Origin of the sequence: Clostridium sp. DSM 17811 (genome assembly GCF_018861905.1) — a bacterium.
GTDB lineage: Bacteria > Bacillota > Clostridia > Clostridiales > Clostridiaceae > Clostridium_AD > Clostridium_AD frigoriphilum.
In genome coordinates, this window is record NZ_JAHLDU010000004.1 from 103,190 (window position 1) to 120,272 (window position 17,083).

Here is a 17,083-nt window from a genome sequence, read left to right on the forward strand (position 1 = left end):
AATTTTAAGAGGGGAAAGAAAAATAAACTGCAATTTATGTAAAATGGAAAAACCCTCTAATAAATCATATCATGTAACGTATATAAAGTGAAATTTAAAATATGGGACAATAATTAAAGACTATTATTTATATAAGAACAATATGAGGAGGAATTAACATGAAGAGAGTAGGTATTTTAGTTGCGGCTATAGTGTTTACAATAAGCATAAATACACAGGTGTTTGCAATAGGAGTTGAAAATTCTAAAAGTATAAGTAATGAAACAAATATAAATGAGGTTGTAAATAAGGAAACAAAAATCATAGGAAATAGCATTTTCTATGTTATTAACAAGGGAGTGGACAATCTAAAATTATTTTTAAACTTTGAGGATGTTAAGAAAACAGAAGTAATTTTACAAATTGAAAATGAAAGATTAGTTGAATGTGACGATATGACAGATAAAGAAAAATATGAATTGGCAAAAGATATGATTAAAGAATTAGGAAAGTTAAATGGTAAATTAGATGATAGTAGAAAGGAAAAAATTGAAACTCAATTAGTGAAAGTTAGTTTAGAGCGAGCGAAGAAATCTGGTGATGAGGTAGCTATAAAAGTGGCTGAAGAATTGTTAAAAGAAAAACAAAGTTTATATAAAGTTGCTATAGATGAAGATAAAACTGTTAGTGTGCCAAACAAGGTAGAATAAAAATTATCTTCTAGGTAAAAATAAAGTATTGTAATGAAATGTTACAATACTTTATTTTAATTTTAGAGGAGGAAATATTATGAAGAAAACAAAATTACCAAAAGGTCAACATGAAGAGCAAGTTGAATTAGTAAAAAATATGCTTGAGAGTGGAAGTGGTATTATCGAAGTTATGACATCAACAAGTCTAAATGAAGAGGAAGTTTTAAAAATCAATAATGATTTTAGAGGAGAAAAATAGTAGATAAGGTTTTTAAATAAAATAATATCTAAAAGATAATTAATGAAATGAGGATAATAAATAAATTTAAGGAGGAAATATTATGGCTAAAAAGGGAATGAGTAGACCTATGTCACCAGAGGTTCAAAGTAAAGGTGATAAAAACAAAAAAATGAAGAGGAATGATGCGAAAAATGTTCCGGTAGTAGGTAAATAAAAAAAATAAGAAATTAATTAAACACCAAGTCTGGTATTACCAAGGTTTGGTGTTTAGTACTAAGTTTATTCGTATAATCCAAATCCGGTAATAACCAAAAGATCCCAATCGGTTTCTTCATTTTTAACCCATTTGTATTCAATACAAAGTTCTTTTAACCAGGCATTTAGACCATTACTTTTTTTTGATACATTTGGAGATTGTCTTCCAAAATTTTGTTTTATAACTTCAAGTAATTCTTGTTGCTCCTCTTGTCCCAGGTCCTTATCAAGTTGTTCTTCTATAAAGTCACAACAAAGCTCATAACATTTCTTATCATCAACATACAAATCATCAGCAATTAACTGTCTTTTTTTATTCATGGTATTCTGAACAGCATTAATTTCTTCTGAATTTGTTAAGTATTTCTTAGCTATGTTCATAGCAGAAATTTCATTATCTATTTTAATTATTGCTCTTTCCAATTTTGCATTTCTCATTTTAATCTTCTCACTTTACAGTTTTTATTTAGTCATTATTTATATCATCTTAAAATTTTGTTAATAAAAATTAAATATATTCCTTAGGATGATTACATCCCCGTTTCTAGGGATGACTACTGACAATAAATTAATTATATCATAAATTGACTATGTTCGGAAAGAACGTTAACCAATTTTAGATTCTAATTCTTTTAATAAGGTAATATAGGTATCTTGAAGATTATTTTTTTTAGCTTCTTTTTCTACCTCAAGGCAGGCAAAGTCAATTTCGCTTAGTTGCTCTTTGTTTAACTTTCTTTGTGCAAAGGTATAAATGGTGGTATCTTCTTTTTCTATATGCCTATAAAGAAGGTCAGTGTATCCTATAGCATTTGCAATTATATCTACTCTAGAATCATTATCTCCACCCTTAAATTTAATTAGAGCTGTTTCTAGATTTCCTATAAAAAGTCTGCCTAAATCATGTTCAACAAGCATACCCATAATGGGACCATTAGCTATTCGCTCTCCTAAAACGTCACCCATTTTTTTAAAGAGAATAACCTCTTCTTTATTATGATGATGTTTATCTGCAAAATTATGTACAAAATCAATAACTTTATTAAAATCATTATAATCAACTTCTTCATTGTTAAGCACCTTAATAGAGATTTTCCTTGTTACAGCGAGCATCCTCTTTATAAGTTTATGTTCTTCAATCATTAAATCTATAGCATTCATAGTTAGTTCCTCCTAGAAAATTTGTTTTATGGGTTATTTAAGTATTTATACTTTATCTTAAACAAAACAAGTTATTATATACATATTTATAAATTAGCAATTCTTATTAATTAAAATATATCATATGAAAATATCTAGGTAAACTACAATTGTTACGGAATATATAAATGGAAATTTATCTTTATATGGTGTAAAATTAGATTATTATAGCAAATTCATAGAAAAAATAAAGTAAGGTCTTAGTATGAGATGAGGAGTGTCTGTATGAACATTAGAAAAGAATATTTAGAAAATGTAAAAAGAATTGTAGTGAAGGTAGGAACTTCAACATTAACTCATTCTACTGGATTATTAAATTACAAACATATTGAAAGTCTTATAAGACAACTCGCGGATGTTCATAATAAAGGAATTGAGGTAGTTCTTGTAACTTCTGGTGCTATAGGAGCTGGCATGGGGAAATTAGGGCTTGCAAAAAGACCGGAAACAATACCAGAAAAGCAGGCGGCGGCAGCTGTTGGTCAAGGCATATTAATCCACATGTATGAGAAGTTTTTTTCAGAGTATGGAAAAACCACGGCACAAATTCTTTTGACAAAAGAGGATTTTGGTGATGAAGCGAGACATTTAAATGCTCATAATACATTTTTGATGTTATTATCACAAGGGGTCATACCGGTGGTAAATGAAAATGATGCTGTAATCGTTGATGAAATAATGGTTGGAGATAATGATACCTTGTCGGCTATGGTTACAAATCTAATAGGGGCAGAATTACTTATAATACTTTCTGATATTGATGGATTATATGATTCAAACCCTAGGGTAAATTCTGATGCTAAAATAATATATAATGTACAAAATATTACTGATGAAATTAAGGAATCAGCGCAGGGAGCAGGAACGGAGCTTGGAACTGGTGGTATGGCAACTAAGATTAATGCAGCAGAAATTGTAGTAGATGCAAATGCTGCTATGATTATAGCTGAAGGCTCTACACCTAATGTTATTACTGACATTTTAGAAGGAATTGAAATAGGTACATTATTTAAAGGAAATGATATGAATAAGAACACCAAGTAAAACGGATTGATAAATTGAAGTTAGTAACTGTTATTAGCTACATAAGGACAAAAGGAGGGTATGAATGGATTTTGATAACTACATTATAAATATAGGTAGAAATGCAAAAGCTGCATCTAGGATTATGGTTACTGTTAGTACTACTATGAAAAACAATGCACTTTTGCATATGGCTGAAGTTTTAATAGATAACAAAAAAACTATAATTGAAGCTAACAATAAGGATATGGAATCTGGGAAAAAAAATAATTTATCTACTGCGATGCTTGATAGATTAATGATTAATCAGGAGAGAATTGAAAAGATGGCTGAAGGACTTAGAAATGTATCGACTCTGCCAGATCCAATAGGCGAGGGGATAAAAAGATGGAAACGACCCAATGATTTAGATATTTCAATGGTAAGGGTTCCACTTGGTGTTATAGGTATGATTTATGAGTCAAGACCAAATGTTACTGTAGATGCAGCAGCTTTATGTATAAAAGCAGGAAATTCAATAATACTAAGAGGTGGATCAGAAGCTATAAATACTAATATGGCTTTAGCTAAGGTTATTATTAAAGCAGCCACGAACGTAGGGCTGCCAAAAGGGTGTATTCAACTTATTGAGATGGTTGATAGGGAATTAGTAAATAAATTAGTAAAACTTAATGATTATGTAGATGTAATTATTCCAAGAGGTGGAAAGGGACTTAAGAAGGCTATTATAGCAAATGCAACAGTACCAGTAATTGAAACGGGATCAGGTATATGTCATATATATGTTGATTCAGATGCTGATTTAAAAATGGCTGAGGAAATAATAGTTAATGCTAAAACTCAAAGACCAGGGGTATGTAATGCGGTAGAAACAGTACTAGTTCATAAAGATATTGCAAGCGAGTTTTTACCAAAACTATCCAAAAGGCTTTATGGATTAGGCGTAGAAATAAGAATGTGCAAAAAGGGCCTGGAAATTATAGAAGATGCAAAAGTTGCGGTTGAGGAAGATTGGGCTACTGAATATTTAGATTTAATACTTTCAATTAAGGTTGTCTCAACAATAGAAGATGCAATAGATCATATTTTTAAATATGGAACAAAACATTCAGAGGCTATAATAACTAATAATTATACGAACTCTCAGAAATTTTTAAGAGAAGTTGATGCTTCTTGTGTTTATGTGAATGCTTCTACAAGATTTACAGATGGTGCAGAATTTGGATTTGGAGCAGAGATAGGAATTAGCAATCAAAAACTTCATGCTAGAGGACCAATGGGACTTGAGCAACTTACAACTACAAAGTATCTTATATATGGAGATGGTCAAGTTAGAAAATAAGGTTATAAGATAAGTATAAATAATTATTTATGCTTATCTTATTTTTGATTATTTTATGAATTATGGTTTGAAAATTTTAAGAAGGAGCTGGTATTATGTCTATAGGGAGACTAGCGAGATTAATAAAAACTAAAGGTTATGTATATATAATTTTAGGTTTATTATGTGAAATATATTATATAGGGACAATAATATTTGGCGGGATAGTAACTTTTGCATGGTTTTATCTAGGTGTTGGAATAGTATTAATAACACTCGGATTAAAAGAGAAAAAAAATAAGAAAGAATATATGTTAATAAGACCAGGCAAGATTAAAAATATGGTGAAAATATGTTTTTTACTTGGTTTAATTTCTGTTGTAATTATAGAAGGTTTAATAATTCAATCAGCTGTATCAAAATATAAGGGAAATAGTGACTATCTTATGATTTTAGGTGCAGGTATTAGAGGCGAAATTCCATCGACGGCTCTTTATCAAAGACTTTATGCAAGTCTTAAATATATTGAAATTAATCCTAATGTTAAAATAGTAGTTTCAGGTGGTAAAGGTTCCGGGGAGAGCATTACTGAAGCGGAAGCTATGAAAAGATTTTTAATAAAACATGGAGTTTCAAAAAATAATATTATAAAAGAAGAGAGATCAACCAATACTTTTGAAAATATGAAGTTCACAACGCAGATCTTGAAAAAATTAGATAAAAAAGAAACTATAGAAGTAACTGTTGTAACAAATAATTTTCATATGTTTAGATCTAAATTTTTAGCGAAAAGACAAGGATTAAAGGTATATGGTTATCCAGCACCTCTTCATCCAATGTTAGTTCCTACTTGCTTTGCAAGGGAGTATTTAGCAGTAATAAATTCATTTATATTTGATAAATAATAATATCTTAGAATAGAGAAAGTAAGTTCTTATAGAATTTGATAAAGAAAACAATATACGCATATACGTATAATTATGCAATATAATAAGCAAAATAATCGATTTACAAACTGACATTTTTCGTGTTTTATTCCTTAAATGGCTTGACATAACGATTTAAAACTTTGATAAATTATTATAATAGTCTATTGACATATGCATTAAAATACAATATAATGTATATATAAAGTAAATGGTTTATTCTATTAATTCAGGAGGTAATATAAATGTCAAACATGCAATTATTTCAATCAAAAACAGAATTAGTAGGTTTTATATCAGAATATCTCATCAAACATGATGATACTATAGCGATAATAAAAAAAGACTTAAGAAAAGATGTAATTAAGTCATTACTAATAAGTGAAGATTTTAATACATTTAAAGACCTTTCCGGCTTAGAAGAAAATGTACTATTTCTAATTAAGACTGGTGATAAAAAAGGTAAAAATTTAAGTATTAAGATTTGTGATGCACATAATCAACAAACCAAAGCTTTCAAAATGATAGACATAGATAATATATTACTTGTAGATGGTTTGATTACTGATGATGAGGCTGGAAGTATTACTTATTATAAAGAAATTACTAAAATGAGATTACAATAAAAAAGCTTATGTTTGCTTAAATATATAAATGATATAGTAGAAAGCATTAAAATGGTAAAAATCCCAGGATAACTTTGGGGTTGATACTATTTTATTTTTTTTGAGGATATTTATTTATAGACGAAGTATAACAATTAATAATTCCACATGTGAAAGATAAAAGTGAACAATAGTTGAAATAATATACGTAAATGCAGTAATATATAATTAAGTAGGATATAATAGTCTTATACCGATAATCATAAAAAAGGTAGACTAGCATTCTGGCTAGTTATTTTTTAAAAATTCAAAAAAAAAATTTAAAGGTAAACAGTGGGGTTGTTAAATATGTCAGAAAAAAGGATTTTTAATGAGGGAATTGAAACTAAAGAGAAAATTGATATTAAAGAAAAAATAGAAACTAAGATTAGGAAACCTAGTAATTATATGGTGATCATTCATAATGATGATTATACAAGCATGGAATTTGTTGTACAGGTTTTAGTTGGAGTTTTTAAAAAACAGGTTGTGGAAGCCACAAGAATTATGTTTGATGTCCATAAGAAAGGTAGTGGCGTCGCTGGGATATATAGTCATGATGTGGGCTTAACAAAAATTGATCAAACTATGGAAATGTGTGAAGAAAGTGGATTTCCACTGAAATTAACATTAGAAGAGGAGTAATTATGCAATTAGATGATATAGTAAATGAAATTATTACCGCAGCTTTTAATGAAGCTCAAACGTCAAATCATGAGTACTTTACCCCTGAACATATTCTTTATGCTTCTTTGTTTTTCGAAGAGGGTATAGAAATAATAGAAAATAGTGGTGGTAATGTTAAAAGGCTTAAGAACCAAATTAAAAAATTTTTAAAGGAAAATATAGAAGTTGTAGAAGACACAGAACCTATACAAACCATTGGAATACAAACAATTTTATCAAGCGCTGCAGATCATGTTATGTTATCTGGCAAAGAGTTAGTAAAGATAGGTGATGTTATTGTTGCTATGTATGATGATGAGGAAAGTTTTGCTTCTTATTTTTTAAGACAACAGCAAATGAAAAGGCGGGATCTTCTTAATTATATAGCGCATGGTATATCTGTAGTGGATACGCTTGATTTTTCATCTAGTATAGATAGTGAAAGAGAAGATCAAGTGAGTTTCACCGAAGACGAAGAAGATATAGAATATACTTATGACGAGGATATGGATAATCCAAATTTAAAAGGAGATTTTTTAAGTAATTTTACGGAAGAGTTAACGGAAAAAGCAAAAAAAGGAGAAATGGATCCGCTTATTGGGAGACAAGATATTCTTTTAAGAACACTTCAGGTATTATGTAGAAGGCTTAAAAACAATCCAGTTCATGTAGGGGAACCTGGAGTAGGTAAAACTGCTATCACTCAGGGACTTGCACAATTAATTGTTGAAAATAAAGTACCTAAGGTATTGCAAGGAAGTAAAATATATTATTTGGATATGGGAGCTCTAATTGCAGGTACAAAGTATAGAGGTGACTTTGAGGAACGTATTAAAAAAGTCCTAAACGAAATTAGTAAAGAGGAAAAACCTATAGTATATATTGATGAAATCCATACTATAGTTGGCGCAGGTGCAGTTTCTGGAGGGTCTATGGATGCTTCAAATATTTTAAAACCATTTCTTGCAGATGGTAAGGTAAGGTTCATTGGATCAACTACTTATGATGAGTATAAAAAGCATTTTGAAAAGGATAGTGCATTAGCTAGAAGATTTCAAAAGATTGAAGTTCCAGAACCATCAATTGACGATACTGTAAGTATTCTTATGGGACTTAAAGATAAATACGAAGCTTACCATAATGTTACATACAAAGATGAGGCTTTAAAAACAGCAGTAGAATTATCTAGTAAATATATTAAGGAGAGGTTTCTACCAGATAAAGCTATAGATATTATGGACGAGGCAGGTGCTTATGCAAGGCTTTATGCTGGTGATAATGATGAAAATATTGTTATAACGGTAGGTGCAGTTGAGAAAATAGTAGCTACTATTGCAAAAATTCCAGAGCAAAGTGTATCTGGTAATGAAGTAGATACATTGAAAAATTTGGATCTTAATTTGAAGAAACAGGTTTTTGGACAAAGCGATGCTATCGACACTTTAGTAAAGGCTATAAAGAGATCTCGCGCCGGTTTCAATGAAGAAGATAAACCAATAGCATCTCTTCTTTTTGTAGGCCCTACAGGAGTGGGAAAGACAGAAATAAGTAAACAATTAGCTAAGAGTTTAGATATACCACTTATCAGATTTGATATGAGTGAATATCAGGAAAAGCATACTGTAGCGAGGCTTATTGGTTCGCCACCAGGATATGTAGGTTATGAAGAGGGTGGAATGTTAATTGAGGCCATTAAAAAGAAGCCTTATTGCGTTCTACTTTTAGATGAGATTGAAAAAGCTCACCCTGATATTTTTAATGTGCTATTGCAGGTTATGGATTATGCAACACTTACAGATAACACTGGTAAAAAGGCAGATTTTAGAAATGTAATTTTAATAATGACTTCAAATGCAGGAGCTAGAGAATCTAGTAAACATATAGTTGGATTTGGAGAAAGAGTGGGAGCTGGCGGGGCAATTATTAAAGAGGTTCAGCGAGTATTTTCTCCGGAGTTTAGAAATAGATTGGACAATGTAATTGAATTTAATAAAATAGATAAGGTTATGGCTCTTCAAATTGCAAAGAAGGCAATGAAGTTGTTTGAAGATAAACTTTTAACTAAAAATATAAAATTAAAGGTAACGGATGCCTTATATGCTTGGTTAAGTAAAAAGGGATTTTCAGAGGATTATGGTGCAAGGGAAATTAACAGAGTTGTTCAACAAGAAATTAAAACTTATTTTGTTGATGAGGTGCTCTTTGGAGAACTTAGTACAGGCGGTAGCGCGATAGTTGACATTGTGGATGATAAACTTACAATAACAAAAGATAATTCAAATAAGATAAGTGAAAAAAGACAAGTAAAAAAGTACAAATAAAAGATCAAATAAAAAGATGTTGCTAATAAAACGGCAACATCTTTTTATTTGATTTTTTCTGTTTTTGAAAATTGATTACTTAATATAATAATATCTACGGTTCTATTTTTAGCTTTTCCAACTTCGGTCGTATTAGTAGCCACTGGTCGATTCTCTCCATATGCTACTGCTGATATCTTTTTAGGAGAAATTCCTGCTTTTGAAATAAGTAGCTCAGTAACATTAGTTGCGCGAAATGCAGAAAGTTGCCAGTTAGACTTAAATTCATTATTGCTCATTGGAGTACTGTCTGTGTGTCCTTCAATTCTTACGTAATTATTAACATGATTTAATATTTTACCTATGCTGATTAGCTTTTTAGCTGAATCTTCTTTAACACCTGCTGTACCAACATCGAAGAGTAATGAAGTTTTAAGACTTACTTCAAGCCCTCTCTCATCAATTTTAGTAGAAACGCTACTTGCTAAGCCATTTTGTTTCAAATATGTATCAACATTTTTTTTGATGTTTTCCATGTTGTTTTCTTCTGCTGTCTTACTATTTGCAGCGTTTGTAGTGGTTTCGGGCGGATCAACTACAGTGACTGTTGAATTTGAAACACTTGTAGCAGTATCACTACCAATAATAGAAGCACCACCACCACTAATAGCTACATTAAGTGATTTAGCTAGTTGTTTGTATTTAGTAGTGTCTGCAGTGCTTGAGGCATACATAACAACAAAAAATATCATAAGCAAAGTTATTAGATCTGAGTAGGTTAAAAGCCACCTTTCACCATTCCCTTCTTTTTCTTCGCGTTTTTTCATTATGCTACTCCTCCGTTATCCATTTCAGTAAATTTCTTTATTTGTTTTTTATCTAGAAAACCTTTTAGTTTTTCTGCTAAAATATTAGGGTTTGCACCTTCTTGCATAAGAAGAACAGCTTCTATTACTAATTCTTTCTCTTTAATCTCTTCGTTATTTAAATCTTTTAATTTTGAAGCCATAGGAAGCCATAGTAAGTTTGCAGAACCAACACCATACAGTGTAGCGATGAATGCAGAGGCTATTTTCTCTCCTAAAACAGAAGGATCAGCAAGATTACTTAAAACCATAACTAGACCCATAACTGTACCTATAATACCCATAGTTGGTGCAAAACCACCCGCGGCTTCAAATATAGCAGCACCATTTTTATGTCTATCATATGTTGATTCAAGTTCGAATTCTAATATAGTTTTTACCATCTGAGGATCAACTCCATCTACTACTAGTTGCAAACCTTTTTTTATAAAAGGATCCAAATCATCAGTTATTTCGCCTTCAATGCTAAGTAAACCCTCTTTCCTTGTTTTGAAGGATAATTGTTTGAAATATGTGACTATTTCTACTAAATCCCTATCTTTAGCTGTAAATATGAGCTTGAACATTGCTGGAATATTCTTTAATTTATTGACCGAAAATCCAAGACCAACAGCTCCGATGGTACCACCGAATACTATTATAGCAGCACTTGCACTGGCGAGCATAGCGGGGCTTCCACCTTCCATAATGAAGGCACCTACCATCGAACCAAAACTTATTATTATAAATATAATTGAAAAAACATTCATAAAATCCTCCTATTTTGCAGCTTGCATCATAATATATTTATTATAATAAGATGTAAACACAGTTTAATATTTTAGAAATAAAATAATATCATATAATAATCTTCGAACAAAGTTAGTTTTTATTTAGCCTTTTAACCAAATTTATTCAATTTATAGTAATTTATTGTTTTAATTTGAGTTAAAACATAAAAAAAACTCCAAAAGGAGTGTAAATCTCCTTTTGAAGCCAATAATATTGTACATTTTAAGGGCTGATACTTGAAAATATTTGTTTAGGGTTATTTTGACGAATTCTATTTTTTTGGAATAACCTCTGTCCAGTAACCATCTGGGTCCATGATAAAATATATTCCCATAGGTTTATTTTCATAACAGATGCAGCCCATTTTTTTATGATATGCGTAAGCCTCATCATAATTATCAGCAACTACAGCAAGATGAAACTCATTTTCACCTAGGTTATATGGTTCTGTTCTATCTTTCATACAAGTAAGTTCTAATTTATGTCCTGTTGTTTCATCACCTAAAAATACAAGCGTAAAACTATCATCTGATGGATGATGGCGCCTAGTTTCTACAAATCCTAAGGCCTCTTTATAAAATTCTACACTTTTTTCTAAGTCTAAAACATTTATGTTATTATGGTCAAAAGAAAACTTCATTTAATATAGCCACCTTTTCTAAAGAATTTAATATATCATATATATTATATCTTTATTATAAGCTTACTTTAAATTTTATTCATAAATATTTTCAAACAAAAAATATTTTTATTTACTTGAAACCTACGTTTGTATATAATTTTAGTATAATTATAATTAAACTAAAATATTGTTAATGTAGGGAGCGATAATTTATGAAAAAAGCAAAAATATACTATATATACCATAGTGGGTTTGTTGTTAAGACTGAAAATCATTTTCTGATATTTGATTATTATAAAGAACCTATAGAAAATCATGACAGAGTTTTGCTATCACCTGAAAATATAAAAGAAATGAAAAATGTTTATGTATTTTCATCTCATAGTCATGCAGATCATTATAATCCTAAAATTTTAGAATGGGAAAAATATAATGATAATATACAATATATACTTAGTAGTGATATAAAAACTGATAAAGATAAATCAAATTATAATTTTATGGGGGAAGGCGACGAAAAAGTATTTCAAGATATTTATGTAAAAGCTTATGGTTCAACGGATATTGGAATATCCTTTTTAGTAAAAGTAGATGGATTAACTATTTTTCATGCTGGAGATCTAAATTGGTGGCACTGGAAAGAAGATAGTATAGAAGAACAAACACTTGCGGAGTCATTATTTAAGGCTCATATAGAGAAGATAAAAGAAGAAAAAACTATAGATATAGCCTTTTTTCCAGTAGATCCTAGACTTTGCGAGTTTTATTATATAGGGGGAGAATATTTTGCGAAAAATATTCAGCCAAGGGTACTTATACCAATGCATTTCGGAGATGATGTGGATATTACTAAGCAATTCGCAAATCGAATGAATAAGATAAATATAAAAGCTGCTCTAATAAATTATCCAGATCAGGAGATAATATATTAAAATAATTTATGTATTTGGATAGAGTAGAAATTGGAAAGTAGGATAATTAGGATGGGAAGAGAAACTAAAAATGAAAATATTTTAAATTATGTATACATTATAATTGGAGCCACAATACTTGCAGCAGGTATAAATATGTTTTTTGCAAATTTAAAATTAGTAACTGGTGGGGTATCTGGTCTTGCTATTGTTATAGAGTATTTGTCTATTAAGAATTATGGAGTAGACATTCCGTTGTGGTTTACTAATATTGTGGTAAATATACCGTTACTTGCTATTGCTATAAAACTTAAGGGAAGAGCATTTGTTGGTAAATCTATGTTTGCTGCGGCATATCTGTCTTTTGCATTGTTTTATACAAGCTTTATTCCAGTCCCAAAGGTTGATCTATTGATAGCTAGTATATTTGGTGGTGTATTTGTTGGTATAGGCTTAGGCTTTGTATTAAGAGCATCTGCAAGTACTGGTGGAACAGATCTTGCTGCCAATATTATAAAGGTTTATTTGAAAAACATTCCAATTGCCAAAATCATATTAGTAATTGATTCTACTATAATATTATTAGGTGCTTTTGTATTTGGAATTGAAAAGGCTATGTATGCATTAATATCAACATACATAGTGTCTAAAGTAATAGACAGTATACTTGAAGGAATAAATTTTTCGAAAGCGGTATTTATTATTTCGGATTATTCAAATGAAATAGCAGAAATACTAATGAAAGATTTAAATAGAGGTGTCACAGGAATACATGCTAAAGGTATGTATTCAAAAGGAGAAAAACAGGTATTGTTTGTAGTAGTTGGTAAAGATGAAATAGTACCTCTTCAAAAAATGGTTAAGGAAATAGATACCAAAGCGTTTATTACTGTTGCAGATGTGAGAGAAGTTCTAGGAGAAGGATTTACGGAGTAAGAGGTAATAAGTTATAATTATACTCATATTATTTTTAAAATGTTTTAAAGTTGAAAATTAGGTAACATTTCCAAAGTATATTTCGAAGTCTTCATGCACAGACTAGATTTAGAAAGGAAGTGTATATATATGAACGATAGATTAAATAGTAAACCAATTACATTTGATCACCCAGAAAAACTTACAGAGGGAGTTTCTTTAGTAGAAGGAGATGTTACAGCAAAAAGTTTTATTAGCGAAGTTGATGGACATGTAACATCCAACATTGTTATTGAAAATAAGGCTACTGGAGAAAGAGCTAAGAGAGATGCAGTTATTGGTGAAATAGTTGAAGATGAAGATGAAGAAGTAGATGCAGGCGAAATTGAAAGAGACGATATATAATATTAAATTTTAAACCTTATCCTATAAAGTAGACGATGTAATAAGTTTGCTTTATAGGATATTTATATATATTAAGCAGAGTATAATAAGGATTTGACATTTATTATTAAAAACATTATAATTTAATTGTATATATAAAGTAATTAATGAATATAATAGTGTTTATAAGTTAAATGTAAAGACTAAGATGAGAAGAGTAGATATAAAAGGTAGTTTTAGCGATTTGGTGACGGTGAGAGACCAATACGAGATTTATATTGAAAAACATCTCTGAGTTTCTAACCGAAATCATTAGAGAGTAGGCTTAGACGGGTCCAATCCGTTAATGGTTGGGTAGTATCAAATTATAATTCGAAACATTGAATACATAATTTTGTACTAATTAGAGTGGTCATATTTTATGACAAATTGGGTGGTATCGCGAAATTATAGTTTTTCGTCCCTTTATTATTATGGGAAGAAAGGCTTTTTTTATTATGTACAAAAGCATTAAATTATAAGGAGGGCAATTTTATGGAAAAATTGTTAGTGAAACAAATTTATAGAGGCAGTGAAAAATATGCAGATCAAGTAGTATCTATCTCTGGATGGATAAGAACGTTAAGGGCTTCTAAAGCGTTTGGGTTTATAGAAGTAAACGATGGAAGTTTCTTTAAGAATATTCAAGTAGTCTTTGAAGAAAAGTTAGATAATTTTGTAGAGATATCTAAATTACCTATAAGCTCCTCACTTACTATTGAAGGAACATTAGTTGTAACGCCAGATGCTAAACAACCATTTGAGCTTAAAGCTACTAAAATAATAGTTGAGGGAATGTCAGATACCGATTATCCACTTCAAAAGAAAAGACATTCTTTTGAGTATTTAAGAACTATTGCACATTTAAGACCAAGAAGTAATGCGTTTTCAGCAGTGTTCAGAGTACGTTCATTAACTGCTTTTGCTATTCATGAGTTTTTTCAAAAGAGAGGCTTTGTATATACTCATACTCCAATAATTACTGGCAGTGATTGCGAGGGTGCAGGTGAAATGTTCAGAATTTCTACCCTTGATTTTAGTAATATTCCAATGGATAAAAACAAAAAGGTTGATTATTCACAAGACTTTTTTGGCAAGGAGACTAGCTTAACGGTAAGTGGGCAGTTAGCAGCAGAGGCTTTTGCTTTAGCTTTTAGAAATGTTTATACATTTGGACCAACCTTTAGGGCAGAGAATTCTAACACAGGAAGACATGCAGCTGAGTTTTGGATGATAGAACCTGAAATAGCTTTTGCGGATTTAAATGATGACATGAAACTTGCAGAAGATATGATGAAATATATAATAAAATATGTTATGGAAAATGCACCAGAGGAAATGGAGTTTTTCAACAGTTTTGTAGATAAGGGTTTAATTGAAAGATTAAATGGTGTTGTAAATTCAGAATTTGGTCAGGTTACATATACTAAAGCTGTAGATATTTTAATGAAATCAGGGAAAGAGTTTCAGTATCCAGTAACTTGGGGCTGTGATCTTCAAACTGAGCATGAAAGATATTTAACAGAAGAGGTATACAAAAAACCATTATTTGTAACTGATTATCCAAAAGAAATAAAATCTTTTTATATGAGAGTAAATGAGGATGGTAAAACAGTAGCTGCAATGGACTTGCTTGTACCGGGGATAGGTGAAATTATAGGTGGAAGCCAAAGAGAAGAAAGACAGGATATTCTAGAAGCTAGAATGGAGGAATGTGGTCTTAATAAAGAAGATTATTGGTGGTATCTAGAACTAAGAAAATACGGCGGAACTAAGCATGCTGGATTTGGATTAGGATTTGAAAGAGCTATTATGTATATTACGGGTATGAGTAACATAAGAGATGTTATTCCATTCCCAAGAACAACTGGGTCTGCTGAATTTTAACGACATTTCAAACTGAAGTCGTCAATGCATCTTCTGAGAAGTTGTTGCAGCGACCCAGGAGATGATTTAATCTAAGAAATTTAGAAATAACATAATAAAATATATATAAATATAAGTACAATATTAATCTCTTAGCCCTTAAGCTAAGAGATTTTATTTTTAAATGTGTTATTATTAATTATTACACTAAATATAACTGTATTTGATATTCAAATATTAAAATTTAAATGAGGGGGCAATAAGCATGAAAACAATTATTAAAGAATATGTATTGATAACTGTAGGAATAGCACTTGTAGCGTTAGGACTTTACTTTTTCTTAATACCAAATGATTTAGCAGTAGGGGGTGTTAGTGGCCTTGCTATGGTTATAAATCAGTATATGCCAGGTCTTACTATTGGGGCTTTAATGTTTGTATTAAATGTCGTTTTATTTGTTGTAGGGTTTATGTTTATAGGGTCAAGTTTTGGAGTAAGGACAATGTATGCTAGTTTCGGATTATCTGGTATGATATGGGTATTAGAAAAACTTTTTCCTATGAGTGGTACTATAACAAATGACATATTTCTAGAATTGATATTTGGTATATTAATTGGAGCCGTAGGGATGGGTATGGTCTTTAATCAAAATGCATCCACAGGAGGAACTGACATAATAGCTAAAATGCTTAATAAGTATTTTCACTTAGAGATAGGTAAATCTCTGCTTATAGCAGACCTTTTCATAACAATACTAGCAGGTGTAGCATTTGGTCCTAGAATAGGAATGTATGCATTATTAGGAGTTATTATTAATGGATATACTGTCGATGCAGTTATTGCTGGTATTAATAATTGTAAAAAGGTAGAAGTGGTTAGTTCGAAAGGGGAAGAGATAAAAAGGTTTATAATTGAAGATTTAAATAGAGGGGCAACACTTTACATGGCTAAGGGAGCTTATACTAATGATGAAAAAGAAATTATAACTACTGTTTTAGGTAAAAAGCAGTTTATAAAATTAAAAAATCATATAAAAGAAATTGATAAAACAGCTTTTATAATAACATATAATGTACATGAAACGGTTGGAGAAGGTTTTAAAGATATAGATGAATAAAAAAAACAATCTATTGACGAAAGCCAATAGATTGTTTTTAAATATGTTCTAATTAAGCTTCAACTGGTGCTCCTGTAGGACAAACACCTGCACAAGCTCCACAATCGATGCAAGTATCAGCATCAATAACAAATTGTGAATCTCCTTGGCTTATAGCGTTAACTGGACATTCAGGTTCACAAGCTCCACAGCTTACACATGCGTCAGTAATTTTATATGACATAATAACGACCTCCTTTTTTTACTAATTCACTACATAGTATCATAATTGGACTAATAAATAAAGTGTTTTTTTTAAATAGAGAACATTGTTAAAAAGTTAACAAATAATATACAGTTTAGTGG

At 30.3% G+C, this 17,083-nt stretch carries 19 protein-coding genes and 1 other annotated feature; of the genes, 13 read left to right on the forward strand and 6 right to left on the reverse strand.

Annotated features, from left to right (window positions below):
- Window positions 1-158 precede the first annotated feature (158 nt).
- Window positions 159-689 (forward strand): DUF5667 domain-containing protein, encoded by a 531-nt coding sequence (locus KPL44_RS07370; RefSeq protein ID WP_216248314.1) that lies wholly within the window; start codon window positions 159-161, stop codon window positions 687-689.
- 79 nt (window positions 690-768) lie between these two features.
- The gene (locus KPL44_RS07375; RefSeq protein WP_169829567.1) at window positions 769-930 is read left to right on the forward strand and encodes a hypothetical protein; all 162 of its coding nucleotides are present in this window, start codon (window positions 769-771) and stop codon (window positions 928-930) included.
- 261 nt (window positions 931-1,191) lie between these two features.
- Here the strand turns inward: KPL44_RS07375 and KPL44_RS07380 are convergent, their stop codons facing one another.
- Together KPL44_RS07380 and KPL44_RS07385 are read right to left on the reverse strand one after the other, a co-directional pair.
- A complete protein-coding gene (locus KPL44_RS07380) occupies window positions 1,192-1,605 on the reverse strand; it encodes a hypothetical protein (RefSeq protein ID WP_216248316.1) in 414 nt (137 codons plus the stop codon).
- A gap of 168 nt (window positions 1,606-1,773) precedes the next feature.
- The gene (locus tag KPL44_RS07385; protein ID WP_216248319.1) at window positions 1,774-2,328 is read right to left on the reverse strand and encodes a hemerythrin domain-containing protein; all 555 of its coding nucleotides are present in this window, start codon (window positions 2,326-2,328) and stop codon (window positions 1,774-1,776) included.
- A gap of 264 nt (window positions 2,329-2,592) precedes the next feature.
- On the opposite strand from KPL44_RS07385, the gene proB reads away from it, so the two are divergent.
- The 6 genes from proB (at window position 2,593) to clpA (ending at window position 9,268) form a co-directional block, all read left to right on the forward strand.
- Entirely contained in the window at window positions 2,593-3,411 is an 819-nt protein-coding gene (proB, locus tag KPL44_RS07390) for a glutamate 5-kinase (protein WP_216248320.1), read from the forward strand.
- Window positions 3,412-3,475: 64 nt separating this feature from the next.
- Window positions 3,476-4,732: a glutamate-5-semialdehyde dehydrogenase gene (locus KPL44_RS07395; protein WP_216248323.1), complete on the forward strand. Its 1,257-nt coding sequence runs from the start codon at window positions 3,476-3,478 to the stop codon at window positions 4,730-4,732.
- A 95-nt stretch (window positions 4,733-4,827) separates the two neighbouring features.
- A complete protein-coding gene (locus KPL44_RS07400) occupies window positions 4,828-5,616 on the forward strand; it encodes a YdcF family protein (protein ID WP_216248325.1) in 789 nt (262 codons plus the stop codon).
- A gap of 266 nt (window positions 5,617-5,882) precedes the next feature.
- The gene (locus KPL44_RS07405; protein ID WP_216145965.1) at window positions 5,883-6,263 is read left to right on the forward strand and encodes a hypothetical protein; all 381 of its coding nucleotides are present in this window, start codon (window positions 5,883-5,885) and stop codon (window positions 6,261-6,263) included.
- A gap of 327 nt (window positions 6,264-6,590) precedes the next feature.
- Entirely contained in the window at window positions 6,591-6,926 is a 336-nt protein-coding gene (locus KPL44_RS07410) for an ATP-dependent Clp protease adaptor ClpS (protein WP_216248326.1), read from the forward strand.
- A gap of 2 nt (window positions 6,927-6,928) precedes the next feature.
- Window positions 6,929-9,268, forward strand: a complete 2,340-nt coding sequence (gene clpA, locus KPL44_RS07415; RefSeq protein WP_216248328.1) for an ATP-dependent Clp protease ATP-binding subunit ClpA — start codon at window positions 6,929-6,931, stop codon at window positions 9,266-9,268.
- Window positions 9,269-9,312: 44 nt separating this feature from the next.
- On the opposite strand, the gene KPL44_RS07420 is transcribed toward clpA, so the two are convergent.
- The 3 genes from KPL44_RS07420 to KPL44_RS07430 form a co-directional block, all read right to left on the reverse strand.
- Window positions 9,313-10,074 (reverse strand): OmpA/MotB family protein, encoded by a 762-nt coding sequence (locus tag KPL44_RS07420; RefSeq protein ID WP_216248330.1) that lies wholly within the window; start codon window positions 10,072-10,074, stop codon window positions 9,313-9,315.
- The gene (locus tag KPL44_RS07425; protein ID WP_216248332.1) at window positions 10,074-10,862 is read right to left on the reverse strand and encodes a flagellar motor protein; all 789 of its coding nucleotides are present in this window, start codon (window positions 10,860-10,862) and stop codon (window positions 10,074-10,076) included. Before KPL44_RS07425 ends, KPL44_RS07420 begins: the two co-directional genes overlap by 1 nt.
- Window positions 10,863-11,155: 293 nt before the next feature.
- Complete coding sequence (locus KPL44_RS07430; RefSeq protein ID WP_171297528.1) at window positions 11,156-11,524, reverse strand: VOC family protein; 369 nt, start codon at window positions 11,522-11,524, stop codon at window positions 11,156-11,158.
- A 194-nt stretch (window positions 11,525-11,718) separates the two neighbouring features.
- On the opposite strand from KPL44_RS07430, the gene KPL44_RS07435 reads away from it, so the two are divergent.
- From KPL44_RS07435 to KPL44_RS07455, 5 genes are all read left to right on the forward strand, one after another.
- Window positions 11,719-12,438 carry an MBL fold metallo-hydrolase gene (locus KPL44_RS07435; protein ID WP_216248334.1) on the forward strand — a complete coding sequence of 240 codons (720 nt, stop codon included), beginning with the start codon at window positions 11,719-11,721 and terminating at the stop codon, window positions 12,436-12,438.
- Window positions 12,439-12,489: 51 nt separating this feature from the next.
- Window positions 12,490-13,353 carry a YitT family protein gene (locus tag KPL44_RS07440; RefSeq protein ID WP_216248336.1) on the forward strand — a complete coding sequence of 288 codons (864 nt, stop codon included), beginning with the start codon at window positions 12,490-12,492 and terminating at the stop codon, window positions 13,351-13,353.
- Between the two features lie 129 nt (window positions 13,354-13,482).
- On the forward strand, window positions 13,483-13,737 hold the full coding sequence (locus KPL44_RS07445) for a hypothetical protein (protein ID WP_216248338.1): 255 nt from the start codon (window positions 13,483-13,485) through the stop codon (window positions 13,735-13,737).
- A gap of 175 nt (window positions 13,738-13,912) precedes the next feature.
- Window positions 13,913-14,184: a binding site (T-box leader), on the forward strand.
- Between the two features lie 66 nt (window positions 14,185-14,250).
- Complete coding sequence (asnS, locus tag KPL44_RS07450; RefSeq protein WP_216248340.1) at window positions 14,251-15,642, forward strand: asparagine--tRNA ligase; 1,392 nt, start codon at window positions 14,251-14,253, stop codon at window positions 15,640-15,642.
- 244 nt (window positions 15,643-15,886) lie between these two features.
- Window positions 15,887-16,738 (forward strand): YitT family protein, encoded by an 852-nt coding sequence (locus tag KPL44_RS07455; protein WP_216248342.1) that lies wholly within the window; start codon window positions 15,887-15,889, stop codon window positions 16,736-16,738.
- 52 nt (window positions 16,739-16,790) lie between these two features.
- Here KPL44_RS07455 and KPL44_RS07460 read toward each other — a convergent pair whose 3' ends face one another.
- On the reverse strand, window positions 16,791-16,961 hold the full coding sequence (locus tag KPL44_RS07460; protein ID WP_071611800.1) for a DUF362 domain-containing protein: 171 nt from the start codon (window positions 16,959-16,961) through the stop codon (window positions 16,791-16,793).
- Window positions 16,962-17,083 lie beyond the last annotated feature (122 nt).

Coding starts and splice junctions, on each gene's coding strand:
- KPL44_RS07370 (WP_216248314.1), top strand. CDS start 159: ATGAAGAGAGTAGGTATTTTAGTTGCGGCTATAGTGTTTACAATAAGC.
- KPL44_RS07375 (WP_169829567.1), top strand. CDS start 769: ATGAAGAAAACAAAATTACCAAAAGGTCAACATGAAGAGCAAGTTGAA.
- KPL44_RS07380 (WP_216248316.1), bottom strand. CDS start 1,605: ATGAGAAATGCAAAATTGGAAAGAGCAATAATTAAAATAGATAATGAA.
- KPL44_RS07385 (WP_216248319.1), bottom strand. CDS start 2,328: ATGAATGCTATAGATTTAATGATTGAAGAACATAAACTTATAAAGAGG.
- proB (WP_216248320.1), top strand. CDS start 2,593: ATGAACATTAGAAAAGAATATTTAGAAAATGTAAAAAGAATTGTAGTG.
- KPL44_RS07395 (WP_216248323.1), top strand. CDS start 3,476: ATGGATTTTGATAACTACATTATAAATATAGGTAGAAATGCAAAAGCT.
- KPL44_RS07400 (WP_216248325.1), top strand. CDS start 4,828: ATGTCTATAGGGAGACTAGCGAGATTAATAAAAACTAAAGGTTATGTA.
- KPL44_RS07405 (WP_216145965.1), top strand. CDS start 5,883: ATGTCAAACATGCAATTATTTCAATCAAAAACAGAATTAGTAGGTTTT.
- KPL44_RS07410 (WP_216248326.1), top strand. CDS start 6,591: ATGTCAGAAAAAAGGATTTTTAATGAGGGAATTGAAACTAAAGAGAAA.
- clpA (WP_216248328.1), top strand. CDS start 6,929: ATGCAATTAGATGATATAGTAAATGAAATTATTACCGCAGCTTTTAAT.
- KPL44_RS07420 (WP_216248330.1), bottom strand. CDS start 10,074: ATGAAAAAACGCGAAGAAAAAGAAGGGAATGGTGAAAGGTGGCTTTTA.
- KPL44_RS07425 (WP_216248332.1), bottom strand. CDS start 10,862: ATGAATGTTTTTTCAATTATATTTATAATAATAAGTTTTGGTTCGATG.
- KPL44_RS07430 (WP_171297528.1), bottom strand. CDS start 11,524: ATGAAGTTTTCTTTTGACCATAATAACATAAATGTTTTAGACTTAGAA.
- KPL44_RS07435 (WP_216248334.1), top strand. CDS start 11,719: ATGAAAAAAGCAAAAATATACTATATATACCATAGTGGGTTTGTTGTT.
- KPL44_RS07440 (WP_216248336.1), top strand. CDS start 12,490: ATGGGAAGAGAAACTAAAAATGAAAATATTTTAAATTATGTATACATT.
- KPL44_RS07445 (WP_216248338.1), top strand. CDS start 13,483: ATGAACGATAGATTAAATAGTAAACCAATTACATTTGATCACCCAGAA.
- asnS (WP_216248340.1), top strand. CDS start 14,251: ATGGAAAAATTGTTAGTGAAACAAATTTATAGAGGCAGTGAAAAATAT.
- KPL44_RS07455 (WP_216248342.1), top strand. CDS start 15,887: ATGAAAACAATTATTAAAGAATATGTATTGATAACTGTAGGAATAGCA.
- KPL44_RS07460 (WP_071611800.1), bottom strand. CDS start 16,961: ATGTCATATAAAATTACTGACGCATGTGTAAGCTGTGGAGCTTGTGAA.